The 25,934-nt window shown below is 50.0% G+C and carries 26 protein-coding genes and 1 pseudogene; 19 read left to right on the top strand and 8 right to left on the bottom strand.

Annotated elements, in window-relative coordinates; genetic code table 11:
- Window positions 1-105 precede the first annotated feature (105 nt).
- The 5 genes and pseudogenes from M0R47_RS12060 (at window position 106) to M0R47_RS12040 (ending at window position 5,224) form a co-directional block, all read left to right on the top strand.
- Window positions 106-630, top strand: a complete 525-nt coding sequence (locus M0R47_RS12060; RefSeq protein WP_292554973.1) for a UPF0149 family protein — start codon at window positions 106-108, stop codon at window positions 628-630.
- Between the two features lie 26 nt (window positions 631-656).
- On the top strand, window positions 657-1,967 hold the full coding sequence (pepP, locus tag M0R47_RS12055) for a Xaa-Pro aminopeptidase (protein ID WP_292554970.1): 1,311 nt from the start codon (window positions 657-659) through the stop codon (window positions 1,965-1,967).
- Window positions 1,967-3,168 (top strand): annotated as a pseudogene (gene ubiH / locus M0R47_RS12050) (2-octaprenyl-6-methoxyphenyl hydroxylase). Before pepP ends, ubiH begins: the two are co-directional and overlap by 1 nt.
- A gap of 21 nt (window positions 3,169-3,189) precedes the next feature.
- The gene (locus M0R47_RS12045; protein WP_292554967.1) at window positions 3,190-4,410 is read left to right on the top strand and encodes a UbiH/UbiF/VisC/COQ6 family ubiquinone biosynthesis hydroxylase; all 1,221 of its coding nucleotides are present in this window, start codon (window positions 3,190-3,192) and stop codon (window positions 4,408-4,410) included.
- Between the two features lie 220 nt (window positions 4,411-4,630).
- On the top strand, window positions 4,631-5,224 hold the full coding sequence (locus tag M0R47_RS12040) for a hypothetical protein (protein ID WP_292554964.1): 594 nt from the start codon (window positions 4,631-4,633) through the stop codon (window positions 5,222-5,224).
- 279 nt (window positions 5,225-5,503) lie between these two features.
- Here M0R47_RS12040 and M0R47_RS12035 read toward each other — a convergent pair whose 3' ends face one another.
- The gene (locus M0R47_RS12035; RefSeq protein WP_292554962.1) at window positions 5,504-6,847 is read right to left on the bottom strand and encodes a sigma-54 dependent transcriptional regulator; all 1,344 of its coding nucleotides are present in this window, start codon (window positions 6,845-6,847) and stop codon (window positions 5,504-5,506) included.
- Entirely contained in the window at window positions 6,844-8,541 is a 1,698-nt protein-coding gene (locus M0R47_RS12030) for a HAMP domain-containing sensor histidine kinase (RefSeq protein WP_292554959.1), read from the bottom strand. Before M0R47_RS12030 ends, M0R47_RS12035 begins: the two co-directional genes overlap by 4 nt.
- A gap of 66 nt (window positions 8,542-8,607) precedes the next feature.
- Between M0R47_RS12030 and sucC the strand changes: the two genes are divergently transcribed.
- From sucC to M0R47_RS11980, 10 genes are all read left to right on the top strand, one after another.
- Entirely contained in the window at window positions 8,608-9,777 is a 1,170-nt protein-coding gene (gene sucC / locus M0R47_RS12025) for an ADP-forming succinate--CoA ligase subunit beta (protein WP_292554956.1), read from the top strand.
- Complete coding sequence (sucD, locus tag M0R47_RS12020) at window positions 9,774-10,640, top strand: succinate--CoA ligase subunit alpha (protein WP_292554953.1); 867 nt, start codon at window positions 9,774-9,776, stop codon at window positions 10,638-10,640. The genes sucC and sucD overlap by 4 nt, the downstream gene beginning before the upstream one ends.
- An 87-nt stretch (window positions 10,641-10,727) precedes the next feature.
- Window positions 10,728-10,964 (top strand): DUF2281 domain-containing protein, encoded by a 237-nt coding sequence (locus tag M0R47_RS12015; RefSeq protein ID WP_292554950.1) that lies wholly within the window; start codon window positions 10,728-10,730, stop codon window positions 10,962-10,964.
- Window positions 10,961-11,368 carry a type II toxin-antitoxin system VapC family toxin gene (locus M0R47_RS12010; protein WP_292554948.1) on the top strand — a complete coding sequence of 136 codons (408 nt, stop codon included), beginning with the start codon at window positions 10,961-10,963 and terminating at the stop codon, window positions 11,366-11,368. Before M0R47_RS12015 ends, M0R47_RS12010 begins: the two co-directional genes overlap by 4 nt.
- 55 nt (window positions 11,369-11,423) lie before the next feature.
- Window positions 11,424-13,034 carry an NAD+ synthase gene (locus M0R47_RS12005; protein WP_292554945.1) on the top strand — a complete coding sequence of 537 codons (1,611 nt, stop codon included), beginning with the start codon at window positions 11,424-11,426 and terminating at the stop codon, window positions 13,032-13,034.
- 293 nt (window positions 13,035-13,327) lie between these two features.
- Window positions 13,328-14,080: a DUF5765 domain-containing protein gene (locus M0R47_RS12000; protein ID WP_292554942.1), complete on the top strand. Its 753-nt coding sequence runs from the start codon at window positions 13,328-13,330 to the stop codon at window positions 14,078-14,080.
- Window positions 14,081-14,246: 166 nt separating this feature from the next.
- Window positions 14,247-14,642 carry a hypothetical protein gene (locus M0R47_RS11995; protein WP_292554940.1) on the top strand — a complete coding sequence of 132 codons (396 nt, stop codon included), beginning with the start codon at window positions 14,247-14,249 and terminating at the stop codon, window positions 14,640-14,642.
- A 106-nt stretch (window positions 14,643-14,748) separates the two neighbouring features.
- Window positions 14,749-15,507: a tRNA pseudouridine(65) synthase TruC gene (gene truC, locus M0R47_RS11990; RefSeq protein WP_292554937.1), complete on the top strand. Its 759-nt coding sequence runs from the start codon at window positions 14,749-14,751 to the stop codon at window positions 15,505-15,507.
- A gap of 198 nt (window positions 15,508-15,705) precedes the next feature.
- Window positions 15,706-17,052 (top strand): glycoside hydrolase family 30 protein, encoded by a 1,347-nt coding sequence (locus M0R47_RS11985; protein WP_292554934.1) that lies wholly within the window; start codon window positions 15,706-15,708, stop codon window positions 17,050-17,052.
- A gap of 186 nt (window positions 17,053-17,238) precedes the next feature.
- On the top strand, window positions 17,239-17,379 hold the full coding sequence (locus tag M0R47_RS11980; RefSeq protein WP_292554931.1) for a hypothetical protein: 141 nt from the start codon (window positions 17,239-17,241) through the stop codon (window positions 17,377-17,379).
- Window positions 17,380-17,472: 93 nt separating this feature from the next.
- On the opposite strand, the gene M0R47_RS11975 is transcribed toward M0R47_RS11980, so the two are convergent.
- The 5 genes from M0R47_RS11975 to M0R47_RS11955 all read right to left on the bottom strand — a co-directional run bounded on the left by M0R47_RS11975 (window position 17,473) and on the right by M0R47_RS11955 (window position 21,329).
- Complete coding sequence (locus M0R47_RS11975) at window positions 17,473-18,990, bottom strand: cbb3-type cytochrome c oxidase subunit I (RefSeq protein ID WP_292554928.1); 1,518 nt, start codon at window positions 18,988-18,990, stop codon at window positions 17,473-17,475.
- A 2-nt stretch (window positions 18,991-18,992) separates the two neighbouring features.
- A complete protein-coding gene (locus tag M0R47_RS11970; RefSeq protein ID WP_292554925.1) occupies window positions 18,993-19,589 on the bottom strand; it encodes a cytochrome c in 597 nt (198 codons plus the stop codon).
- Window positions 19,586-19,921, bottom strand: a complete 336-nt coding sequence (locus M0R47_RS11965) for a hypothetical protein (RefSeq protein WP_292554922.1) — start codon at window positions 19,919-19,921, stop codon at window positions 19,586-19,588. The genes M0R47_RS11970 and M0R47_RS11965 overlap by 4 nt, the downstream gene beginning before the upstream one ends.
- A 73-nt stretch (window positions 19,922-19,994) precedes the next feature.
- Entirely contained in the window at window positions 19,995-20,981 is a 987-nt protein-coding gene (locus tag M0R47_RS11960) for a rhodanese-related sulfurtransferase (protein ID WP_366513207.1), read from the bottom strand.
- A 174-nt stretch (window positions 20,982-21,155) separates the two neighbouring features.
- Window positions 21,156-21,329, bottom strand: coding sequence for a hypothetical protein (locus M0R47_RS11955; protein ID WP_292554918.1), 174 nt, complete (start codon window positions 21,327-21,329; stop codon window positions 21,156-21,158).
- A 7-nt stretch (window positions 21,330-21,336) separates the two neighbouring features.
- Between M0R47_RS11955 and M0R47_RS11950 the strand changes: the two genes are divergently transcribed.
- A complete protein-coding gene (locus tag M0R47_RS11950; RefSeq protein ID WP_292554915.1) occupies window positions 21,337-21,567 on the top strand; it encodes an SPFH domain-containing protein in 231 nt (76 codons plus the stop codon).
- 571 nt (window positions 21,568-22,138) lie between these two features.
- On the top strand, window positions 22,139-22,720 hold the full coding sequence (locus M0R47_RS11945) for a DUF2799 domain-containing protein (protein WP_292554912.1): 582 nt from the start codon (window positions 22,139-22,141) through the stop codon (window positions 22,718-22,720).
- Window positions 22,721-22,985: 265 nt separating this feature from the next.
- On the opposite strand, the gene amrS is transcribed toward M0R47_RS11945, so the two are convergent.
- Window positions 22,986-24,071 carry an AmmeMemoRadiSam system radical SAM enzyme gene (gene amrS, locus M0R47_RS11940; RefSeq protein WP_292554909.1) on the bottom strand — a complete coding sequence of 362 codons (1,086 nt, stop codon included), beginning with the start codon at window positions 24,069-24,071 and terminating at the stop codon, window positions 22,986-22,988.
- Between the two features lie 374 nt (window positions 24,072-24,445).
- Between amrS and amrB the strand changes: the two genes are divergently transcribed.
- A complete protein-coding gene (amrB, locus tag M0R47_RS11935; protein ID WP_292554906.1) occupies window positions 24,446-25,225 on the top strand; it encodes an AmmeMemoRadiSam system protein B in 780 nt (259 codons plus the stop codon).
- Window positions 25,212-25,841, top strand: a complete 630-nt coding sequence (gene amrA / locus M0R47_RS11930) for an AmmeMemoRadiSam system protein A (protein ID WP_292554903.1) — start codon at window positions 25,212-25,214, stop codon at window positions 25,839-25,841. The genes amrB and amrA overlap by 14 nt, the downstream gene beginning before the upstream one ends.
- The last annotated feature ends 93 nt before the right edge of the window (window positions 25,842-25,934 follow it).

Raw genomic sequence — 25,934 nt, 5'->3', positions numbered from 1 at the left:
TTTTGCGCAGCGATCCAAAATTAACAAATATTATCCAAGTCAATGATCAATGGTAGCATAAGCGATATTTTTAGTCCGCGATAGTGAAATAATTATGTGGAATTTATGACTTACCAAATAATTAATGAAATAGTTGTACAAAACGATGCCGACCTTTCGGCGGGGTACGCCCACGGCATGGCGACAGGTATGTTGTGCGCCAATGAGCAGGCACAGAGTGAAGAGTGGCTAGCCGAACTGTTTCGGCAAGGAACTCCGCCAAATGATGAAGACCGGGCGACCTTGATACATTTGTTTGAAGATACGCAAGGCTTGCTGGCTAGCGATGATTACGAATTTGACTTACTTTTACCAAATGATGACGTATTGTTGAGCGCGCAGGTTGAAGCGCTCACCTACTGGTGCCAAGGCTTTTTATTGGGTGTAAGCTTTACCCATGCCGCCTCCGACCTGCCCAAGGAAATACGCGAGATATTAAAAGACATTATCGAATTCACTAAACTGGATACCGAGGCTGAAGGCGAAGAAGATGAAAGTGATTTTATGGAAATTACTGAATACATGAGGTCGGCTGTTTTATTGCTGCGGAGCGAATTAAACCAAAAAGGCCCAGGGCAAACAGTCCATTAAACCCTAACCTTTTATGTAATTTAAATATGAAACAAAGTGAATTTAAAAAACGCCGCAAGCAGTTAATGCAACACATCGGCAAAGGCAATATTGCCTTGATAGGCAGCGCGTCCGAGCGAACTCGCAACCGGGATGTAAATTACCCGTTCCGGCAGGACAGCGACTTTTACTATTTAACCGGCTTTAATGAACCGGATTCTCTGGCCGTTTTTATCCCTGGCCGCAAACAAGGCGAATACATTTTATTTTGCCGGGAATTCGATGAGAAAAAAGCCCTGTGGGAAGGCGCGCATGCAGGTCTTGAAGGTGCGACTACTCATTATAAGGCGGATGATTCCTTTCCGATCGATGATCTGGATGACATTTTGCCTGGAATGCTGGAAGACAAAGGCAAGGTCTATTATCCGATAGGGCGAAATTCCGACCTCGACCACAATCTATTGGTCTGGATAAATAACATTCGCAGCCAGTCCAGAACAGGTGTCACCGCACCCGGCGAGCTGGCTTCACTGGAGCATATCCTGCACGAAATGCGCCTGTTCAAGAGCCCTGAAGAAATCAAGCTGATGCGCCGCGCCGCCGATGTTTCCGCTAACGCCCATGTCAAAGCCATGCAAAAATGCAAACCCGGCCTGTATGAGTACCAGATAGAAGCGGAAATCATTTATAACTTTATACAAGGCGGCTTACGCGCGGTCGCTTATCCTTCGATTGTCGCAGGAGGAAAAAATGCCTGCGTACTGCACTACACTGAAAATTCCGACAAATTAAAAAACGGCGATTTACTGCTGATTGATGCCGGTGCGGAGTGTGACCATTACGCCGCGGATATTACCCGCACTTTCCCGGTTTCCGGACGTTTCAGCGAGCCGCAAAGGCAGCTTTACCAGCTGGTCCTGGATGCCCAGGCAGCCGCAATCGCACAAATCAAGCCGGGGCTGTCATGGCATCTGGCGCATGATGCTTCGGTTGAAGTATTGACCAAAGGGCTGGTCGCGCTGGGCTTGCTCAAAGGCAAAGTCTCAAAGCTGATCAAGGACGAAAAATACAAGCAGTTCTATATGCACCGGATCGGCCACTGGCTGGGCATGGATGTGCATGATGTCGGCGATTATAAACTGGATAAGGAATGGCGCTTGCTGGAACCCGGCATGGTGCTGACCGTCGAGCCGGGCTTGTATATCCCGGAAGATTGCCAGAGCGTTGACGAGCAATGGCGCGGCATCGGCATACGCATCGAGGATGATGTTCTGGTAACTGCTGAGGGACATGAAATTTTGACCAGCGGCGTACCCAAAACCATTGCCGAAATTGAAAGCTTAATGCAGGCGAGCTGATGCAACATGATTATGACTTATTGATTGCCGGCGGCGGCTTGGCAGGCAACTGTCTGGCGCTGGCGTTAAAACAAACCGGACTTCGGATTGCGATCGTTGAAGCCAGCACCCGCGAGCAACAACAGGACTCCCCGGCCGGCGACCGGGCCTTGGCTTTAGCCGCCGGCACGGTAAAAATGCTTGAAACGCTAGGCATCTGGCAGGGCATCAGTCGGGCGGCCACCGCCATCAAAGACATCCACATTTCCGATCAAGGCCATTTCGGCAAAGTCCGGCTTTCGGCGCAAAAAGAAAATGTGGAAGCATTGGGCCACGTCATTACCGCAAGAGACATTGAGGCGCATGTCGCCAAGCTTGTTACCGAGTCCGATATAAAACTGCTTTGCCCGGCCCGTGTGGTCGGCCTGATGGCCGGCAGCGATGCCGTCAACGTCAACCTGAAGCGCGGCGATGAGCCGCTTAGCGTCTCCGCCAAACTGCTGGTCGGTGCGGACGGAGGTAACTCCTCGGTTCGCAAATTGTTGGAAATAGCCCAGCACACCACTGAATACGGTCAAACGGCGCTGGTCACTACCGTGAAATCATCCCTGCCCCACAAAAATGTCGCGTTCGAGCGTTTTACCGCTTCAGGGCCGCTGGCCTTGCTGCCTGTTGCCGATAATCATTGCGCGGTCGTCTGGACACGCTCCAGCGAAGATGCCGACGCGCTATGTCCGGCAACGAGACGGACTTTTTGGCCGAACTTCAACACTGTTTCGGTTACAGGCTGGGCAAACTTAGTTTGACGGCTCCCCGGCGGGCGTTTCCGTTATCATTAATACGCGCCGAAAAAATGACATCAGCCCGAACCGTGGTTATCGGCAATGCAGTGCACCAGCTGCATCCGGTTGCCGGACAGGGATTTAACCTGGGCCTGCGCGATGTCATGCAACTGGCCGAAATGATCATCAAGCAGCATCAGACCAACCAGGACATCGGCGCCGGCGATTTTTTAACGGCTTACGCTGACGCCCGGCAAAAAGACCATGACCGAACCATCGGCTTTACCAATAATGTGGTGCGCATTTTTTCCAATGACTGGCTGGCGCTGGCTGCCGCCAGAAACATCGGTCTGGCAATGCTGGACCATATTCCTGCCGCAAAAACATGGCTTGCCCGTCAGGCTATGGGGTTGGCCGGGCGTTTGCCCCGTCTGCTTTGATCCAACGCAAGAGATAGAGCAATGATAGATCGCTATGAAGTAATTGTTGTCGGCGGCGGCATGGTGGGCGCGGCAACCGCTTGCGCCTTGGTGCAGGGCGGCGTCAAGGTTGCGTTGCTGGAGCGCTTTAACCCGGAAAGGCGGTGGCCGCCGGAACCTATCGATATTCGCGTTTCCGCCTTAACCAAAGCCTCCCAGAATATTTTTGAAATGCTGGGAGCATGGCCGGGCATGGTACAGCGCGGCGCTTGCGCTTATCGGGACATGCGAGTATGGGATGTCCGTGCCGGCGGAGAATTGCATTTTGATTGCGCCGACACACCTTTCCCCGAACTGGGGCATTTGGTTGAAAACCGGACCGTCGTCGCTGCTCTTTGGGATGTGCTGGACACCTTGCCGTCGGCCACTTGCATTACCCCCGCAAAGGTAATCGACATGCAGCTTAACGAAAGCGGCAGGCAGTTACGGCTGGAAGACGGACGCACCCTTGAGGCTGAGTTGATTATTGCCGCCGACGGGAGAGACTCTGCCTTAAGGGCAATGGCAGGTATTGACGTGACCGGCTGGGACTATCATCAGGATGGTTTGGTCGCTACGATAAGCACTGAGAAGAGTCACCAGTTCACGGCATGGCAACGTTTTCTGGATGAAGGGCCGTTGGCTTTCTTGCCGCTGAAAAACGGCCAGTGTTCCATCGTTTGGACCCTGAGTTCGGAAACGTCAAAAAACCATCTGGCGCTTTCCGATCAGGATTTTTTGCAGGTTCTGGAGCAAGCTTCAGGCGGCATTCTGGGCAAGATACTGGGCGTAGGGCCGCGCGCCGCATTTCCGCTACGCTTTCAATATGCAAACCGCTATGTCGACCAGCGATTCGCCGTCTGCGGCGATGCAGCTCATGCCATGCATCCTCTGGCAGGACAAGGCGTCAATGCCGGGCTGTTGGATGCCGCAGCGATTGCGGAGCTGACCATTCAAACCAAGCATGAAAAAAGGCCATTATCCAGTTCACGCTTCCTACGTCGTTACGAGCGCTGGCGTAAAGGCGATAACCTGATAATGATGTCGAGCATGGATGTGCTGAACAAGACCTATAGCGTAACCGCACAGCCCTTTGCCAGCCTGCGCTCTGCGGGAATGAACCGGATAAATAACACGGCACTGGTCAAGGCTTATTTTAACCGTTACGCCATGGGCTTGCGTGATGATTTACCCAAACTGGCCAAAAGACAGCCATGCTGGTAATCGTCGTGTTTAGCCTCTAAGTGCCGGACAAGTTTGCAGTTTTTCGAATTAGAATTTTCCCATCTCACTGGCTTCTGGTATATTCCGGCACTAGCAATACGGTTTACCTGCTAAAAGGATAGGTAAGCGACGCAAACGGAAGATTTACCTGTTGGCCAGCAATGCTTAATTTTAAAGCAGTGATAAGAAAAATTAACTTTTAAAGAGGTGGAGAGCCATTATGACTGAAGGGTTGTTTATATTAACTACTATATTTGTTGCATATGTTGTCTATGCGATTATAGGCGAACAGAGAGCATCTGCTAAATCCAAAGCGCTGGCGGAAAAACCTGAAACACAGGTAGCCGCCGTAGAACAGCCAAAACCCCCGGTTGCCGTTGCAAAAGAAAAACCGGCAACTAAAACTGTTGCAGCTAAGTCCGCGGCGGCCGAAAAAGTAACGCCTCCTGTAGCCGCCAAGCCCGCGGCGGTTAAATCAACTGCGGAAAAGCCGGTAGCGGCTAAACCGGCTGCACCCAAGGCAGCGGCCAAGCCTGCAACAACCAAGACAACAACTACAGCCAAACCGGCTGCGACTAAAAAAGCCCCTGCCGCCGCCGCTGTACAAAGCACAGGATTAAAAAATCCGAAAACAGGAGAAGTCGCTACGGCTTATCACAATTACCGATTCACCAAGCGTTGGATAAAAGATGCCTTGGTTGAAGAAGGCTTATTGGACAAAGTCTACACCGCCAATGAAATGACTCCTGAGGCTGACGCAAAAATAAAAGATGCCATAGCAAAGCTGGAAGCCATGGATAAATACAAAGCGTAAGGCTTAAGTCATCCGGAATAGATTAAAGGGAGGCTAAATAGTCTCCCTTTTTTATGGCCTTTAAAACGCCCTTATCAGGGCAACCTAACAATTCATAGCCGCTAGTAAACGCACTTTGATGGCGATATTCTGCGTCGCAAGGCAATGCCGACGGGATCGCAGGTTAATTTACGAGGCCGTTAAAGAGCTTATGCTGCCACTATCGCCTAATGGAATATTTACCAACGCGCTTTCAGAGCAGATTGGGTTAAATCTTAATCTTTTGCGTTGATACCGGCATTAAATTTCCATATCAAGCTGTTTCAAACGATAGCTTAACGACCTGAAAGATAGCCCCAGCTGGCTGGCGGCGGCTGTCTTGTCCCAATCATTGGCTTCCAGTGCCAGAGTGATCGCCTTTCTTTCGATTTTTTCCAAATGGTCTTTCAGCGATCCCAGGACTGGATTATATTCCTGCGATTTAGAAGTGTTATTGACGTCTACCGGCAAGTTCAAATCGTTACTTTCTATGCTGTTGCCTTCGTATAGCGCAAGGGCTCTTTCCAGGATATTTTCAAGTTCTCGCACGTTGCCCGGAAAATAATAGCGCTGCAATGAGCTTAATGCTGATGCCGATAAGGTGGGCCTGTCCTGTTCGCCGACGCCCGTCAGTTGGGTCAAGATATGATCGACCAGAACCGGTATATCGCCAGGTCGCTCACGTAGGGGCGGGACATAAAGATCGATTACGTTGATGCGGTAATATAAATCCTGCCGGAAACTGCCGTCCCGAACCATATCGCCAAGGTTTCGATGGGTAGCGCTGAGCAACCGGATATCAACCGGAATTTCCTGCTGCTCCCCGACCGGACGGATTTTTTTCTCCTGTATAGCACGCAGCAATTTAACTTGCAGGGGCAACGGCAAATCGGCGACTTCATCAAGAAACAAGGTGCCGCCTTCTGCGGCCTGGAACAAACCTATTTTGTCGCTGACCGCACCGGTAAAACTGCCTTTTTTGTGTCCGAAAAACTCGCTTTCCATCAGCTCGTTCGGGATCGCGCCGCAGTTAACCGCTACAAAAGCATGGTCGCTACGGGAACTTTGCTGATGAATCAACCTTGCAACCAGCTCTTTGCCTGAGCCCGACTCGCCGCTGATATAGACTGGCGCCTGGCTGCGGGCGAGCTTAGCTATTTTTGTCCTGATCTCCTGCATAATTGATGAATCGCCCAGCAGCGTGTGCCGGATTCGTCTTTCTTTACCCGGGCTTGCATCGGAAAGCTTTAATGCATTGTTAACGAGCAGCCTCAATGCGGACAACTCAACCGGCTTGGAAACAAAATCGAAAGCGCCTTTTTTCATCGCCAGAATGGCCGACTCCATATTGCCGTGTGCGGTAATAACGGCAACCGGTACCGAGCCGGACAGTGACTGTATAAAATCAACCAGCTCCAGTCCGTTGCCGTCAGGCAGTCTCATGTCGGTCAGGCAAAGGCCAAAGGTCTTTTGCTTTAATAGCGCCTTAGCTTGAGCAATATTTTCGGCACAGCAAGTCCGGATATCCATCCTGTTAAGGGTGATTTCCAGCAACTCACGAATATCGGGTTCGTCGTCTACAATCAGTGCCAATGGTTTGTTCATAGTTCAATTATTGTCTGTTCCGCATTTAACAAGCAAAGCCGAAAACAGCTTCGGTTATCGGCGGTTAAATAATAGCTCAATTTTGCCTGATTTAATTCGGCTAGCTCTTTTGAGATATAAAGCCCCAATCCTGTGCCGCTGGAAGAGGTGGTAAAAAAGGGTTCAAACAGGTGATTTTGATGTTTGCGGCTGATGCCGGAGCCGTTATCGATAACTTCTATGCAGGGCGCCTGTTGTACAGTAAAAACGCGTAGCATTATTGGCCCGGACTCGGGCTTGCCGTATTTCAGCGCATTCCGGCACAAATTGTCCGTAATCTGCTTTAAATGCCCCGGATCTATAAACGCACATAAGGATTGTTCCGGGCATATAAGCTTTAACGCATCGATATTAACGGCATGTTCAAGCATGAAATTCTTCAGGTAATTGTCCAGCCACGGCTTTAGATAAATCTTTTCCCGCCGTGAGTCGGTTCTTCTGGAAAGCTGTAAAATATCCTCAATAATATGGTTGACGCGAACTGAATGGGTCTGGATGATCTCTGTCAGGCGCCTGTCCTGAGCGGATAACAGCGGATTGTCCGTGAGCAACTGCCCGGCATGGCTGATAGCGCTTAACGGGTTGCGTATTTCATGGGCAATGCTGGCAGTCAAGCGGCCCAGCGATGCGAGTTTGCTTTGCTGCACCTGCTGGTTATAAAGCGCAATATCCTCAAGAATAATCATGTAAAAAAACTCATGCCCGGTCGGCAGCGGCATGAACCGGCTATGAATTTCGGACTGGTTCGGCAGTTGCAGCAGCACAAGATTTTGCTCCGGATCGGCTAACCAGGTTTGAAAAGCTTCCGCTAAATAGTCTGAAATATCGCCCAGCTTGACCGGCAGCGTCGATAAGTTTGTCAACCGCAACGCAGACTCATTGGCCATCTGAATGACCTGCTGCTTGTTGGCGATAATGATGCCCGATTGCAGATGCTGGATAATATACTTGCTCAGATCCTCCAGTTTAATGATGGTCTGTTTTTGTTGATCGGCAAGCTGGAATATTTGTTCGCTACGTTTTGCGAGGATATACGACAGTAAAGCAATAGTAAGAAATGCAGCGCCGAGCATGCCTGCGTTGGCGTAAGAAGTAGAGCCGAAACTGTGCCTGTAATCGGCGACGAATTGTTCGGTCAGCACGGCCAAACTGGCTAGAGCCGCAAACAGCATCGCACAGCGGCCGCCGATTAATAAGCCGCCGGCGGCGATCGATACCGCAAGCAGAGCGCCCATGCCGCTGTTAATGCCGCCGGAAGCATGCATGATCAAGGTCAGAATGAGTATGTCTGAAAAAATCAGCAGCTGCGCTTGTGTGCTGTAGCTTGTTATTCGCCAGGCTATGCAGATGCCGGAGATGATTGAGAGCATCAAGTAGCTTTGGCTGCTGTAGATGAATAATTTGCTGTCGTACGTACCAAGTAAGGAAACATCCGTGGGATTGTAAAACAACGCGACAAACAGGCCTGCCAGAATAAGCCGATAGCCTAAAAAAACCTTCAATAACAACCAGGCCTGCTGGGCCGGAATGCCGTAGCCTTTAGAAAAAGGACAAGGAAAGATGGTTTCGTTGGTATTTGGCGGCATGTTTGTTTTTAAAATGGCGTTTTGCAGGGACTTCGTTAAAATGCTCAATAACGCTTTTAATCGTAGCATTTAGTTGTCATCTGTGTGTGAAAAATACCCGCCGGGCGTGTTGCCGGTTAATTCAAGGAGTAATTAATGAATATTCATGAGTATCAGGCTAAACAGCTGTTTTTGCATTACTCCATACCTGTGCCTGATGGCAAGCAAGTCACAACGCCGGAAAAGGCCGAGCAGGCTGCCGAGGAACTGGGCGGGGACGGTTGGGTTGTTAAAGCGCAGGTTCATGCCGGCGGCCGGGGCAAGGTCGGCGGCGTAAAACTGGCCAAAACTCCGGCCGAAGCAGCCAAGTTGAGCCGCGATATGCTCGGAACACGGCTGGTGACCCAGCAGACCGGCTCGGAAGGCTTGCCGATCAACTCGGTGCTGGTAGAAAAAACCTATCCCATCAAACGCGAGTTATATCTAAGCGTGCTAGTTGACCGTGGCAGCCAGCGCATTATTTTTATCGCTTCGGCCGCGGGCGGCATGGATATCGAAACGGTCGCCCACGAAACGCCCGAGCAGATTATCTCGGTAGCGGTGCATCCGGCCGCAGGTCTTCAAGGCTATCAATGCCGGAAAGTCGCCTATACGTTGGGGCTCAAAGGCGCACAGATCAAAGCCCTGGGAAAAATCATGCAGGGCTTGTACGATTTGTTTTTAGCCAAGGACGCCAGCCAGATTGAAATTAATCCGCTAATTGAAACCGACAGCGGCGAGTTGTTGGCCCTGGATGCCAAGATCAATTTCGACGATAACGCGGTCGAAGCGCATCCCGATATACTGGCAATGAAAGACCCCGACCAGGAAGATGAAAAAGAAAACAAGGCCCAACAATTCGGGCTGAATTACATCACGCTGGACGGCAATATCGGCTGCATGGTCAACGGTGCGGGGTTGGCAATGGCGACCATGGATCTGGTCAAGCTCAAAGGCGGACAACCGGCCAACTTTCTCGATGTCGGCGGCGGCACCAGCGTTGAAAAAGTCTGCGAAGCGTTCAAGCTGATCCTGTCGGATCACAGCGTCAAAGCGGTTTTGGTAAATATTTTCGGCGGCATCGTCCAGTGCGACATTATCGCAGCCGGCATTTTGGCCGCCGTCGAGCAGGTTCATGTCGCCGTGCCCGTGGTGGTGCGCCTGGAAGGCACCAATGCCGAACAGGGTCGGGCCTTGTTAACCAACACCGGACTCAATCTTTATGCGGCGGATGATTTGACACACGCGGCAGAACAGGTCGTCGCACTGGCTAAGGAGGCCGCATGAGCATTTTAATCGACAAAGACACCAAAGTGATTTGCCAGGGTTTTACCGGCAAGCAAGGTACTTTTCACTCCCAGCAAGCGCTGGACTACGGCACCTTATTAGTCGGCGGCGTTACTCCGGAACGCGGCGGCGAAACGCATCTGGGTTTGCCGGTGTTCAACACCGTACAGGATGCCGTTAACGGCACCGGCGCAACGGCCAGCATGATCTATGTACCGCCTTTTTACGCGGCCGACGCGATTCTGGAAGCGGTCGATGCCGGGATTAAACTGATCGTCTGCATCACCGAAGGCATACCCATCTTGCAAATGCTGCGCGTTAAAGCGGCAATGGAAGGCACCGGCACATTGCTGATCGGGCCGAACTGCCCCGGCGTCATCACGCCCGGCGCATGCAAAATCGGCATCATGCCCGGCCATATCCACCTGCCCGGCTCGATCGGCATCGTCTCGCGCTCCGGCACTTTGACCTATGAATCGGTGCATCAAACCACCGCGCAAGGCCTGGGACAAAGCACCTGCGTCGGCATCGGCGGCGATCCGATACACGGCATGAACTTTGTTGATGTGTTGAGCCGATTCCAGGCCGACGAGCAAACCAAAGGCATCGTGATGGTCGGTGAAATCGGCGGCGGCGAAGAAGAGGAGGCCGCGGAATACATCAAAGCCCATGTCACCAAGCCTGTCGTTGCGTATATCGCGGGACAAACCGCCCCTCCCGGCAAGCGCATGGGCCATGCCGGTGCGATTGTGACCGGAGGCAAAGGTACGGCGGAAGGCAAAGTTGCAGCGCTTAAAGCGGCGGGGATTGAGGTGGTGAGTTCGCCGACTGATATTGGCGTGGCGATGAAAGGGTGTTTATAAAGATAAATATCACTTCGCAACTTGAAGTGATATAAAAAACCGCAGGTTAAAGATTGGCCCTACATCAAAAGTTCAAGAGGAAACGTCATGAATACCGCCGAAATCATTTATGAAAAATCCAAAGCCTTACCCGAATCCTTTGCGCTGGAAGTGCTCGATTTTATTGGCTATTTGGAGCAGAAAAAGCTTAAAGCCTCGCCATTTAAAAAAACGGATGTAGAGCAAGGACTCGGTTGTGCGGGTTATACCGGCGAAACTAAATCGTTAAACGATATGGAACAGGCTATTGCTAATGACATCAGGCAGCAATGGCATCAAGCATGACTGCTGTTGATACCAATATTTTGGTGCGTTATGCGGTAAATGATGAGCCGACTCAATCCCTGCAAGCTAAAACTTTACTCAAAAATACGGACGCAATCTTTATCAGTAAAACAACGCTACTTGAGTTTGAATGGGTACTCAGGTCAGCGTATAAGTTGCCACGTGAATCGATCTTGCATTCAATTTTAACCATATGCGGCTTGCCTAATATAACTGTTGAAAGCGCGTGGCAGGTTGCTCAGGCCTGTGAGCTTTATAGCAAAGGATTGGATTTTGCTGATGCGCTTCATTATTACTCAGCAAATACCAGCGTTGAAAAATTTTATACATTTGACGAGAAGTTTATTAAAAACGGCAAACTATTAAACTTACAAATTGGTAAACCAGACCCTATCCTGGATTAGCCTGCCTCATTACAAACCGTTATCAGCTTAATAATAGCTTTAATATCCCCACTACATGACCCTAAAAATAGCCCTGGCCCAAACCAACTTCCTGGTCGGCAACATCGCCGCTAACGTTGACAACATCGCCCAAGCCGCGATTCATGCCCGTGATGAATTGGGCGCGGATATGATCGTCTTTCCCGAACTGACCCTGACCGGCTATCCGGCGGAAGACCTGCTATTGCGCAACGACTTTATTAATACCGCCAATAATGCGCTTTACCATCTGGCCGACCGAGTTGCCGGTATTGCTATGGTGGTCGGCTTCCCCGAGCGCGATGGCGACAAGCTTTACAACAGCGCGGCAGTGCTTCATCAGGGCGCGATACTGGCCTGTTACCGCAAACGGGCTTTGCCCAACTACGGCGTGTTTGATGAGCAGCGTTATTTTATCGCGGGCACCCAGCCGTGCGTATTTGAGTTTAACGGCACGTTTATAGGGCTGACCATTTGCGAAGATGTCTGGAAGCTGGGCATGATTGAAGATAATAAACAAGCCGGAGCTGAACTGCTGCTGACTCTTAATGCCTCGCCGTTCAATTCGGGAAAAATACATCAACGCGAAGCCATTATTTGCAGCCAGATTAAAACCGCACAGATTCCGCTGGTTTATGTCAATCAGGTCGGCGGCCAGGATGAATTAATTTTTGACGGCGCGTCTTTTGTCGTAAATGCAGAGGGAGAGATCGTTTTCCGGGCAGCGGAATTTAAAGAGCAGATCAGCGTGGTCGAGTTTAACGGCAGCCACCCGGTAAAGAGTGACTGCGCACCTCTCTACAATAAAGTCTCCAGCGAATATCAGGCTCTGGTGCTGGGCATTAAGGATTATGTGCGCAAAAACGGCTTCCAGGGCGCCATCTTGGGCTTATCCGGCGGCATCGATTCGGCGCTGGTTCTGGCTCTGGCTGTCGATGCGTTAGGCGCTGATAAGGTTGAGGCCGTGTTGCTGCCGTCGCGCTATACCCAAGACATGAGCAACGAAGATGCGGTGCTGGAAGCAAAAGCCTTGGGCGTCAAGCATCATATTATTCCGATAGAGCCCGCCGTTAATGCGTTCACCGGCATGCTGGCCGACATCTTTGCCGGCACCGCCAAAGACGCCACCGAGGAAAATATTCAGGCGCGTTGCCGCGGCGTGGTGCTGATGGCACTGTCGAATAAACAGGGTAAGCTGCTGTTGACCACCGGCAACAAAAGCGAGATGAGCGTCGGCTATGCAACACTATATGGCGATATGTCCGGCGGTTTTGCGCCGATCAAGGACGTGCCCAAAATGCTGGTTTACCAATTGGCGTGTTACCGCAATTCGTTGTCGCCGGTGATACCGGAACGGGTCATTACCCGTCCGCCTTCTGCCGAGTTGGCGCCCGACCAGGTCGATGCAGACTCCTTGCCGCCTTACGATGTGCTGGACCCGATACTGGAGCGTTACATCGAAAAGGATCAATCCGCTGATGAAATCATCGCGGCCGGATTCAGGCGCGAAGATGTCGCCAGGGCCATCAGTTTGGTGGATCGAAACGAATATAAACGCAGACAATCCCCGCCGGGCATCAGGATTACCGGCAGGGCGTTCGGCCGCGACCGGCGTTACCCGATCACTTCAGGCTACCGGGGCATTTAGTTATCCATTGGATACTGTCTCTGCCTATCTTGGGTAATGGATTACCCTTTCTCAATTCCCGACTATTTGTAATACAATAGATGGGTTTACAACCGTTTGTTTCGATCACGTAATGTTCCTGCTGGCGGGTTATAAATAACAAGGCTATAGCTGTGCTGGCTGTCGATATTGCCTATTGAGGATCAATAGAATATACCTTTCAAAACACCCGCATAGCTAACTAAAACATTACTGCTAGCTCAGCTGAAATGTTTCTGAGTAGACAGTATTTAATAATTAAAAAAGGTCAGTATATGTGTTGGAGTGGTGAAGCGTCAGGCGTTTTAGCCGTCGCAGGTCTTAGTACCGCAACTTATGTTGCGCTTAAAGGGGAGTCAAAAGAACTCTGGATTCCGTTAACTTATTTTGCCTTAATGGAATTATTACAGGCATTCACTTATGTCTATATCGATTTATGTGACAATCCGAACAATCAGGTGCTCACATTGCTGGGCTATCTACATGTTTCGTTCCAGCCGTTTTTTGTCAACATGGTGGCGATGTATTTCATTCCGGAAAGCGTCAAACTGAAAATACGCACCACGGTCTATACCCTATGCGGGATCGGTACGCTGTTCATGCTGTTTAAGATGTACCCATTTGCCTGGGCAGGATCCTGCAATATCGGCATAGAGGGATTTTGCGGACCGAGCATCTGTTCCACTTCCGGTTCCTGGCATATTGCCTGGCAGATGCCGCTAAACGGCCTGATGTCAGATCCTGTCGGCTGGCTGTTCGGCTTTAACTGGGGCTTGCATGCGTTTACTTATATTTTGGTCGCTTTTTACTTGCCACTTATGTACGGTTCCTGGCGATTCGTGGGCTTCCATTATTTAATCGGCCCGTTTATTTCCGATATTACCACCACTGATCCCAACGAGTATTCAGCGGTTTGGTGCCTGTTTTCTATCGCATTATGCGTATCGGTTATCAAAACCCCGATCAGAAAACATCTGCATGTCAAAACGTGGCCTTTTTATAAAAAATATATTGGCGATTCGCTTTAATTTTTAAGCCATCCTGAATAACGAGCCGTAAGAAGACATTATTACGGCTCGTTAAAGCATCAGCAATTTTCTATCACTATTTCCAAGTCGTTTTTGAGATCATAACCTCCGTGGAAACAGAGTACTCGGAAGCAAGTCCAACGATGCTCCCTCCTCAGCCTGATTTGTGTGTGAACTCAAAAAACCTAGCCAAATCGGTAACTTTTCCTACGGAACGCTCCCCGATGTGCTGAAAGCGCTGTTGGCCGGGGCCGATATAATGCACCTTTGCAGCGTATTGCTACAGCACGGCACAGGACGCTTAGCCGAAATTCTGACTGAAATGGAACAATGGCTGGCCGAACATGAGCATGCATCGACTAGCCAGCTAAAAGGCAGCGTCAGCCAGCAACACCCCATCGATCCCAGCGCTTATGAACGAGCCAATTATGTGCAGGTGTTGGATAGTTATTCTTCGCGGGCGGGAGCGTTGAAGCTGGTTTTTCCAGTTTCTCATTCCCACGCAGCGCGTGGGAATGAGGAAAAGCAAGAGCTTGGGAACCAGCGTAAGCTTAGGAAATAAAATTAATTTTAACCAAAACATTGCATTTGGCAGGCAAAGACGGTTTATTGGCGCAATTACTTCAACACGGCTATAAAGTGGAGCCATTTTGAACACGACTGAAATAATGCCAAACTCGCCAAACTCGGAGCTTGATTCGGACTTGCCTGTTTTATACCAGGACGAATTTCTGGTGGCAATCAATAAACCGGCAGGATTATTGGTGCATAGGTCGGATATAGACCGCCATGAAACGCGCTTTGCGGTGCAATTGTTACGCGACCAACTGGGACAAAGAGTATTTCCGCTACATCGTCTCGACAAACCCACCGCCGGTGTATTGGTGTTTGCGTTAAATCCGGAAATTGCCCGAAAAATGATGGCAATCTTTATGGCCGATAGCGTGGAAAAAACCTATCTGGCCGTAGTGCGCGGTTACAGCGCTGAGCGGGCGATTATCGATTATCCGTTACAGGAGCAACTGGATAAAATGACCGACCGTCTGGCGCAACAGGATAAAGCCGCCCAGTCCGCAATGACCCATTATCGACGTCTTGCCACAGTGGAATTACCGTTTGCGGTGGGACGTTACCCGACCAGCCGTTATTCCTTATTACAGCTTTCGCCAAAAACGGGTCGCAAGCACCAACTGCGTCGGCATTTAAAGCATATTTTTCATCCGATTATCGGCGATACCACGCATGGGGATGGCAAGCATAACGATTTTTTTCGGCAACAATTAAATTGTCGGCAACTGTTGCTTGCCTCGACCCAGCTCAATTTTCCACATCCTGTCACAGGGCAACGGTTGGAAATTCAAGCTCCGTTGGATGCCGGTTTCAGCCGAATTGTTACAGAACTTAACTGGAATGTAGACAGTGCATAGGGTGTGCCGATGAAAGGAGGCGCGTCAATTGCGAATGATACCGTCAAGGACCTTTGCCGCCGGAGTGCAGGCTTCGCCTGCAAGCGCAAGTACCAAAAGTAGACGCTTTAGGCGAAGCTTGCACTCCGGCTATTAGCAACTTGCCCAAGTTATTTCGTACACATTCCTTAGCAACACTCAACAAATGGAGTTAGCAGCATGACAAAACCGCGTCTGGTAAAGCAATTTTGCACCGCTCATGACACTGCGTATCGGTTATCGGAATTGGAGCCGGTAGCGTTCGAACCTGCCACGGATTTTTCCGATCCCTCCGTGTTCATAGACACGACCGTTAAGTTTCAAGAAATTCAGGGCTTCGGGGGCGCTTTCACGGAAGCGGCTGCGGTAACCTTAGACAAAATGCCAACCCACTTGCGGCAAGAAATTCTGGAAGCCTATTTCTCTCCAAACACCGGCAATGCCTACACCTTATGCCGAACCCACATCAATAGCTGCGATTTCTCGCTGGGAAATTATGCCTATACAGAAGTGGACGGCGATGCAGAACTTAAGTATTTCAGCATCGAGCATGACCGGCAAGCCCTGATTCCGATGATTCGCGAGGCCATCGATTTGTCCGGCGGCCAATTAAAGCTGTTCGCTTCGCCCTGGAGCCCTCCGGCCTGGATGAAAACCAACGGGAAGATGAATAACGGCGGCAAGCTTAAGCCGGAATACCGCCAAGCCTGGGCGGATTACTACGTCCGTTACATTGAAGAATACGGACAGGAAGGCATACCGATGTGGGGGCTGACCGTGCAGAACGAGCCGGAAGCCACGCAAACTTGGGATTCCTGCATTTACACCGGCGAAGAAGAGCGGGATTTTGTCAGGGATTACCTTGGCCCAACTCTCCATGATGCCGGGCTTGGCAATGTTAAAGTGATTGTCTGGGATCACAATCGCGACCGCTTGTTCGAGCGTGCCAAGGTTGTTTTTGACGATCCAAAAGCCGCTCACTATGTTTGGGGCGTCGGTTTCCACTGGTATTGCGGGGATCATTTCGACAACGTGCAGCTGACTCATGACGCCTATCCTGACAAACACCTGATTTTCACCGAGGGTTGTCAGGAAGGCGGGCCGCATCTCGGTTCGTGGGATACCGGAGAGCGTTATGCCCGTTCGATCATCAACGATCTTAACCGCTGGACCGAGGCATGGGTGGACTGGAACCTGGTTCTGGATGAAACGGGCGGCCCCAACCATGTAAACAATTTTTGCAGCGCGCCGATTATTGCCGACACCCAAGCGGGGGAAATACTCTACCAAAGCTCTTATTACTACATCGGCCATTTTTCCCGATTCATCCGGCCGGGGGCGCGCCGGGTGGCCTGCGCCAAAACCCTGGACAGCCTTGAAACCACCGCATTTCTGAACAGTGATGGGAGCGTCGCCGTAGTGGTCTTGAACCGCACCGGGCAGGCAATTGACTTTATTCTAAAGAGCCAGGGATTGCAGGCTAAAACCTCGATACCGGCTCGCGGAATCATGACTTTTGTTTTTTAATAAATGCTGGGTAAGTTGCTTATGCCCGGCATTTTGGTGTGTGTGAATGTCGGGTAATGAAAAGCTGATATCCGACTTACGAGGCTATTGTGCAGGATAGGTCAATAAAAAACACGGTGTGTAGGATGTGCTGAACAAAGTGAAGGTTTTGAGGCTTTGGCGGAGTGACAACAGGACAAGCGCACGTTGAGAACTCACGAAGTTGAGATGAAGCCTGCGCCGGAATTGGCTGCCGCCGAACTGCCAGTGTTGCGGGGGCGGCTACCTTTATCTCGGGCGGATTTAATCGATAACGAAGAACATAACGGCATTAATGTAATGCATTAAAAACAGCATGTTCCCCTTGTTCTTCATGGATTGGTTTTAAAAGCGGCGTCCGGCGCATCGGAACCGGACACCGCCGAACCTTGTCACGCGGCTTTAACTTTCAATAATTTCCGGCGCTTTTCTGGTTTCACCCTTGCCTATGGTTAGCAAATCCCAGACTAACAAAACAAATCCGGCAAAGGTCATGCCGCCAAAAAACAAGCGCCAGATCATCGCGCTTTGAAATGACGGATGGTTTTGCGCGGTAAAGTAGCCGCCCCAGGTTGAGCCTTCCACAGCCCGTTCGATAAAGGATTGTTCGTAACCCGCTATCAATAGCGCTATCGTCATACCGAGAACGCCGCCATTGAGCAAACCTAAAGCCCATTTCCAACGCCAGGCATTCTGGCTGCCGCTGCCCATCCAGACATCGCCGCGCCAGTGTTGTATGGCCAGGTAAAAGAAGGCGATGTTAATCGTGGCGTAAGCGCCGAAAAATGCCAAATGGCCATGTGATGCCGACCACTGGGTGCCATGGGTATACAGATTGATTTGCGGCAGGGTGTGCATAAAGCCCCAGACGCCGGCGCCAAAGAAATTACCGAAGGCTTGGGCGATAATCCAGGCTAAGGCGGGGTGGTTGCCGCTTTTAAGGGCGTGGCTGCCGGAATCGTAAACCGCATGAACCACCATGGCGACCAGTGGAATGGGTTCGAGCGCCGAGAAAAAACCGCCGATGGTCAGCCAGTATTCAGGGGTTCCGATCCAAAAATAATGATGCCCCAAGCCTAAAATACCCGAGCCGAACATCAAGGCGACTTCAATATACAGCCAGGTTTGGACGATTTTGCGTCTGACGCCTAACAGTTTCATCAGCGACCAGGCCATAATCACGCCTACCAACACTTCCCAGGTTGCTTCGACCCACAAATGGATGACCCACCACCACCAGTATTGCTCGTGGGTGATGTTGGTCATATAAAACATGCCGGCAGTATATAGACCCGCCAATGCCACCAAATCGAGGGTTAGAACCCCGGCGATACCCGACCATTTGCCTTTGCTGAAGGTGGCGACCACATTATAGAAAAAGATCAGCATGACCACCACGATGCCGATGTCCGCCCAACGCGGCGCTTCAATATATTCGCGGCCTTCGTTGATAAACCAAAGGCTGGAATCCTTGCCGGGGCCTATCTGCACCAATAAGTAAACCAGCACCACCAGGGTAACGGCGCCGGTGAGCACCCAGAAGGCGATATTACCCAGTTTCAGGCCGACAATTTCCGTGCCGCTCTCGTCTTCAAGAAACCAGTAAACGCAGCCGATAAAACCATACAGCATCCACACAACCATCGCGTTGATATGGATCATGCGGTTGACGCTGAAATCCAGGATTTCATAAAGAAAGCCGGGGAAGATAAATTGTGTCGCGGCCACCAGGCCGAACAGAATTTGCGCAAAAAACAAAATAACGGCAACGGTGAAATATTTAACGGCCAGTTGCTGCCCATCGCTTAAATTACTGCTGTCCAACTGCACCCATGCTTTGAAATTATTGAGATAGACACGCGACTTATCACCTAAAGCGGTCGCATGTTGAATGACTCCATTTAATCCACTTGTATTCATGCTCATTCCTCGGCATTAATGGTTTTGAAGTTATAGGGGAAGCCGTTGGTATCAATGCTCGACATCCACTTTAAAAAAGCAATAACGCCTTTTGCTTCCTGTTCGGTGATCTTCAAATTCGGCATTTTCCGGTTGCTGCCATAAGTACGGGCATTATTTTCAGGATCCATTAAAAACTTCACCATCATGTCTTCGCGCATTTCCTTGGAAATCCAGCCTTTATCCAGCCAGGCTTTGGTCAAATCAGGGGCGTAATAAGCGCCATTACCCAATAGGGTATGGCAATTCATACAGTTCTTGGCCTGTGTGGTTTTTTTGCCTAAATCGACCAATTGCCGCGCTTCCTCTTCGCTGTATTGTTTACCGAACAGAAATTCGTCTTCACCAATAACCGGCATAAATTTATGCAGTTCTTTATCGTATTGGTAATCGATTTTTTTGTTAATGACACTGTAGGCGGGTACCCGCTTACTGCCTGCGCTGGTTTTGCTTAATGAATCCATGGTCAGCACCACTAGAATTAAAAACGACCCGGCTGTTACCCAGATTGCCGTTTTCTTCCAGAATGATTCCGAAGCCCATAAGGGTGCTTCATTCATAACTTATCCTCTGTTGTTATTGTTATTTTTAAATTGGAATCGGCATGTGTTTTAACACACAGATGCCAAATGCCTATCGGTGCAAAAAAATAGCCGACCACCATCACAATCGAAATGATCAGCCAGTAACCTTGAAAATGCGCGGCCCGTGTTAATTCGGCCACGGCAAGTACCAACACGGCATAACAAACATAGGCGGCAATTTTTATGCGAACTGATGGATTCACTTTAGACCAGGAAAACAATAATGCATAGCCCGCGCCTGCCAGTATGATTAATGCGGATGAAAAAAAGGTAATAAAGAAGTCTTCTAAAGCGACAGGTTCTATCATGAATGATTATCCGAAAAGTGTTATTGCAGGCAGCGAAAAGCAATGACCGGGGCGCATGCTATTTATGCCCGATTTACGAGACTGGCTTTTCCAGCATCTGCCGCCGTTGCAATTTGGCTACGCGTTTTTTCACCAGCGTTTTGGCTGCATCTGCGCCGATATGCGCTTCGCCGCGCTTTCTGGCTAATTCCATTTGCTTTTCACGCTCCATGAAACGGGTTTTCCGCTCAGCGGTGATTTTGTCGTAACAATGCGGGCAGCTAACGCCTTGCTGATAGTGTTCGCTGGCTTTATCGGCTTCGGTGATTGGCAGGCGGCAAGCATTGCATTGGTCGTAATTGCCTTTTTCAAGCTGTAGATTAACAGTCACTCGCTCGTCAAAAACAAAGCATTCGCCTTGCCAAAGCGTTTCCTGTGCGGGGACTTCTTCCAAATACTTTAATATGCCGCCTTTAAGATGATAAACCTCGTCAAAGCCCTGTTCTTTTAAAAAGGCCGTCGATTTTTCGCAGCGGATACCGCCAGTGCAGAACATCGCTACTTTTTTGTGCTTTTCGGGGTCGAGGTTTTCTTTAATGTACTGGGGAAATTCGCGAAAGCTGGTTGTATTTGGGTTAATGGCGTTTTTAAAGGTGCCGACTTGATATTCGTAGTCGTTGCGGGTGTCCACCAGTATCACCTCGGGATCTGAAATCAGTTTGTTCCAATCTTTAGGGCTGACATAAGTTCCCACCACGCGCTTGGGATCGATGCCTTCCACGCCCATCGTCACGATCTCTTTTTTGAGTTTGACTTTGGTGCGGTTGAAAGGCGGTTTGTCGGTTATCGATTCCTTGTGATCGATATCGGCCAGACGCGGATCGTTGCGCAGCCAGTCCAGCACGGTGTCGATGGCTTGCCGTGATCCGGCTATCGTGCCGTTGATGCCCTCGCCAGCCAGCAGCAAGGTGCCGCGAACCTGATTGGCTTCCATGACATCGTGCAGGGGTTGACGCAAAGCCTGATAATTTTCCAGGGTGACAAATTTGTACAGGGCACAAACTACTATGTGAGACATGATTATTCCTTGTTGCGGGCCGGAACGTAAATCCGGTGCAGATAAAAACGATAGACTCTCAGGAAATTAACTTCCCGAAATAAAAGTAAAATTCCTTTGAGAAAGCTTCTCAAAGGAACTGCCGTGTAAGATAGGCAGTACCATCATTATACTGATTAGTTACGCGCTTTTTACAATTCACTGAAACTCCAAGCCAAGCTTTTGCAAATATTGCTTAAGCCGGTGCGAGTCGTTGGCGCAGGCTTTTTGGGTGCGGCTATGATTGAACAAAACCCGTCCGGCCTCGGCTAAGCTGCGACTGGCGCGACAGACGCGCAGCACTTCGGCAAGTTGCCGGACGGTGGTCAGCACGTAAACTTTGGATGCGTTGCTGGCCGATAAAAAATCCTTAGACACTCAGGTTCTAACGATCGTTGCCGAAAAAGCGACTGTTTACGGTATTGAAGTAAAAACCGTCGGCGCGCACGATATTGTTTTGCCCGATGAAATGAAGGCGATTTTGACCCAGGTGGTTGAGGCGCAAAAACTCGTCGAAGCGAATTTAATCAAGCGCCAGGAAAAAAACCCAGGCCACGCGTTCTTTGCATAACACCGCGAAAGTCATGGAAGGCAATCCTGTGTTGCTGCGCTTGAAAGAGCTGGAGATATTGGAAAAATCACCGGCCGTATCAATACGTTGAATGTTTACGGCGGATTGGAGGGGTGATGAACGATATGGTGCGCTTGACGAAGCAGAGCAAGCAGCTTCTATGAGTGGAATAGGCGTTATAGATCACCCGCTATTCCGAATGGCCTTTATCAACGAGGTAAGGCTTAATCCAAATGAGTGCGCTGCTAGAGCGGAATACATTACGATATTCCGCTCTACGCAAGCTGCCATTTTTTTATTGGCGGGGAAATTACCGTGTCTTGGATTAGTTCGAGTAGCGGCGATAAGCCGAAACTCATGACCTATGTAACTCTGGGCTTGGCCGGACAATTAGCGTGAAAAATTTGCCAGCTTTACCCTAAAAGATCGTCTACACTTTCCAGCTGGAAATGACTACTCTAGTGTTTTTATTAAATGAATTTATTTTCTTTAGTTAGAAAAACCAATGCCGACGATTGGAGAAAACTAAACGCTGTTTTACAAACTGAGCAATACGTCGTCGAACTAAACCATGAAAACTAAAGAAGGGGGAAGTCAATTGCATCGTTTAACAGGAGTTCTTTGTGTGATTTTTCTATCAGGTTGCGCAACCTTGAGCCAGGAAGACTGTCGTCGTGGCGATTGGTTTGGACTGGGGGTTCGTGATGGACTCGCTGGTGAAACCAGTAGCCGACTGTCAGATCACGTAAAAGCCTGTTATGAATATGGCATTGCAATAAACAATGGGGCGTATTTTGCCGGTCGCGAACAAGGATTGCACGATTATTGCCGAATCGATAATGCTTTCAGCGTAGGATTAAGTGGGCATCAGTACCGCCATGTCTGCCCACCATCCATAGATGGCTTATTTGCACGCTATCATTCAGCTGCTTTTTCCATCTACGAACACCGCGCCGAACTGGATAGGCTTGATCAAGAAATCTCCAGCAAAGAAAGCAATTTGCACGACAAAAAATTAAGCGATAACGACCGCAAACGGATTCGTTCCGATTTGCGCGACTTGGATCACCGACACCATCATCTTCGCGATGATCTTTACTACCACGAACGGCAGCTTGGTGATTTGCGCCGCGAAGCCCAGTTTTATCGTTGAGGAGTTAAGTATTTGCTGACAATGGCCTCACTGAGGCATTCAGTAAACAGTTGCCGTTTCCGACAACTATTTTTTTCCTGGTTACTTGCCCTTGCGTTTCTGCATCGCCAGGAAAATGGCAGTTTTCTGGCTTTTTATCTACCGTTAACTTGAAACTCTTTATGGTCGAATTGAGACCGTCCATGACTGATGCGGTTGGGACTGATTTTGGCAATTGCCAGGTCACGTCCAGAGTTTCACACCTGATATGAACCACTGCAACTGATCAGCCCATAACAACCGCTTTTCGCTTCGCTCCCCAGTCTCCCGGATTTGGATTGAACACCCCCGCGCAACGTGCGCCGCAAAAACGACAATTCCCTGAGTCATCCAGGTTCCAGTCGGACAATTCGTACCAGTCACGGCCTATCAGTAGTCCTCTGCACTTGTGGCAATAGGTGCTTTCTTCCGCCTTATCATGCACATTGCCAACGTAGGCATAGCGTATCCCATTTTTTAAAGCGATTTGCCGCGCCTGCAATAAAGATGAAAGCGGCGTAGGCGGCTTGTCGCGCATTTTCCAGTCAGGATGAAACGCGGTGAAGTGCATCGGCACATCAGGCCCCAAATTCTCGACCACCCATTGGGTCATTGATTCCAGCTCCGCTTCAGAATCGTTCTCGTCTGGAATAATCAGGGTGGTCAGTTCCATCCAGACAGATGTTTCGTGCTTGATGTATTTAATCGTTTCCAACACGGGGTCCAGATGCCCGCCAGCAATTTTGTAATAAAAGCGCTCGGTAAAAGCTTTTAAATCGATATTGGCCGCATCCATATATTGATAAAATTCGGCTCTGGGTTCGGCGCAAACATAACCCGCCGATACCGCCACCGATTTTATGCCCAGTTCCCGGCAGGCCTGGGCCGTATCGATCGCATATTCATGGAAAACCACCGGATCGTTATAGGTGTAAGCGACGCTGTGGCAGCCGTTATCCTTCGCCGCCTGTGCAATGGCATCGGGCGATGCCTTGCTCATCAGGGTGTCCATTTCCCTTGATTTGCTGATGTCCCAGTTCTGGCAAAAGTTGCAGGCCAGGTTGCAGCCGGCGGTGCCGAAAGAAAACACCGAGGTGCCGGGCAGGAAATGGTTCAGCGGTTTCTTTTCGATAGGGTCAATCGCAAAGCCGCTGGAGCGGCCGTAACTGGTCATTACAATCTGGTCGTCCAGGTTCTGTCTGACAAAACACAGGCCGCGCTGGCCTTTGTGCAGTTTGCAAAATCTCGGGCAAAGATCGCATTGAATCCGGCCATCGTTTAGCACATGCCAGTAACGGGTTTTTACGGTATCTTGGGTAACAAAATCAGTCATGGTTTATTCTCCTGTTTCTGCTAATAAACAGTAAAAGGCCGGCGCTTTATTCAGGCGATAATGCACCACGGCTTATTTAATAGATCAGCCATTTTGCAGAACGAACTCTGTATATTACTATTTACTGTCTTTAGCATGACTTACCCACAAGATAAAATAAATCATTTTTGTAGGCTTAAGTAATGATACGTATGGTTGCCATATGGCTTTGACTCTATCATCACGTGCCGTTAAATAATTCGCTAATAATTTGCTCGGACTAACGGCCTGAGACTCCGGAACCGCCGCCAGGATTTACTCGGCAAGTGCTAATTGCGGAAGATATCGCCGCCCTGCTCCACATAGCTGCATCGATTACATAAAAGGACAAGCTAATGAATAGACAGCCCGCCGTAGCAGGTTCTTTTTATCCTGCCAATCCAGAGCAACTTCATTTGATGTTGGATCGGTTTTTGAGTGATGCGGCGACCGATGAAAAAGTGCCCAAAGCCATCATCGCGCCGCACGCCGGTTATATTTATTCCGGCCCGATCGCTGCGAGCGCCTATACCCGGCTAAGAAAGGCCCATGACCGGATAACCCGCGTAGTGCTTATCGGCCCTTCTCATCGCGTAGCTTTCAGGGGCTTGGCCGTGAGCAGAGCGGAAACGTTTACTACGCCTTTGGGACGCGTCCATGTCGATCAGGCGGCCGTGCGGACTATAGTCCAACTGCCTTTTGTCGAATACATCGAGCAGGCCCACACCTATGAACACAGCCTGGAAGTGCATCTGCCTTTCTTACAAGAAGTGCTCGATGACTTTAAAATAGTGCCCATCGTTGCCGGCGAGGCCTCGCCGGACCAAGTCAGCCAAGTGCTTGACGCACTTTGGGGCGGCGATGAAACGCTGATTGTGATCAGTTCAGACCTGAGTCATTATCATGATTATGCAACCGCCAAGCAGATGGATACCTCAACCAGCCAAACCATAGAACAGTTGCAATATGAGCGGCTCGCCTCCGAATCCGCCTGCGGTAAAGTGCCGGTCAGCGGCTTATTGAAACTGGCCCGGAAAAAGTCGCTGTCAGTAACAAACATCGACCTGCGCAATTCCGGCGACACCGCAGGAGATAAGGCCCGCGTTGTCGGCTACGGCGCTTATGTCATTGAATGAGGCGAACCGCCAACGCCTGCTGGAGCTGGCAAGAAGCTCCATTCGGCATGGGGTGTTGACAGGCCGCCCCCTAAGGGTCAACTTGGACGATTATCCCGAAGAATTAACAGAGCGGCGCGCCACTTTTGTCACCTTGCAGAGAAACCATCAACTGCGCGGCTGCATTGGAACGCTTGAAGCTTACAGGCCGCTGGCTGAAGATATTGCCGAAAATGCATTTTCCTCCGCTTTCAGAGACCCTCGCTTTCCGCCGCTGCAAGCGGACGAACTCGGCGACCTGGAAATATACCTGTCCTTGCTCTCACCTTCCGAACCCATTACATTTACTTCTGAACAGGACTTAATATCTCAACTGCAACCGGGCATAGACGGCTTAATATTGGAAGAGCCGGAAGTTTACAACGCTGCGAACACACGTGAACAGCTGCCGCCGAGAATAGATGGTTTAACATTGGAAAAAAACCGCCGGCGCGGGACCTTTCTGCCCTCGGTATGGGAACAACTGCCGGAGCCCGAGCAATTTTTGCGGTATTTGAAGCAAAAAGCCGGGTTGCCGCCTGACTACTGGTCCGAAGATATCCGAATGTATCGCTACCATGTAGAAGTGATAGAGTAAGGCTCAAACGTTATGCCTTAATAAGCATCCGCAAGAGATTCCTGCTATCGGGTAACAAATTGATTTACAAGGCACGATACACCCTGCAACTTG

The organism is Methylobacter sp., from assembly GCF_023227905.1.
Lineage (GTDB): Bacteria > Pseudomonadota > Gammaproteobacteria > Methylococcales > Methylomonadaceae > Methylobacter_A.
This window is presented reverse-complemented; position numbering and strand designations above follow the sequence as displayed.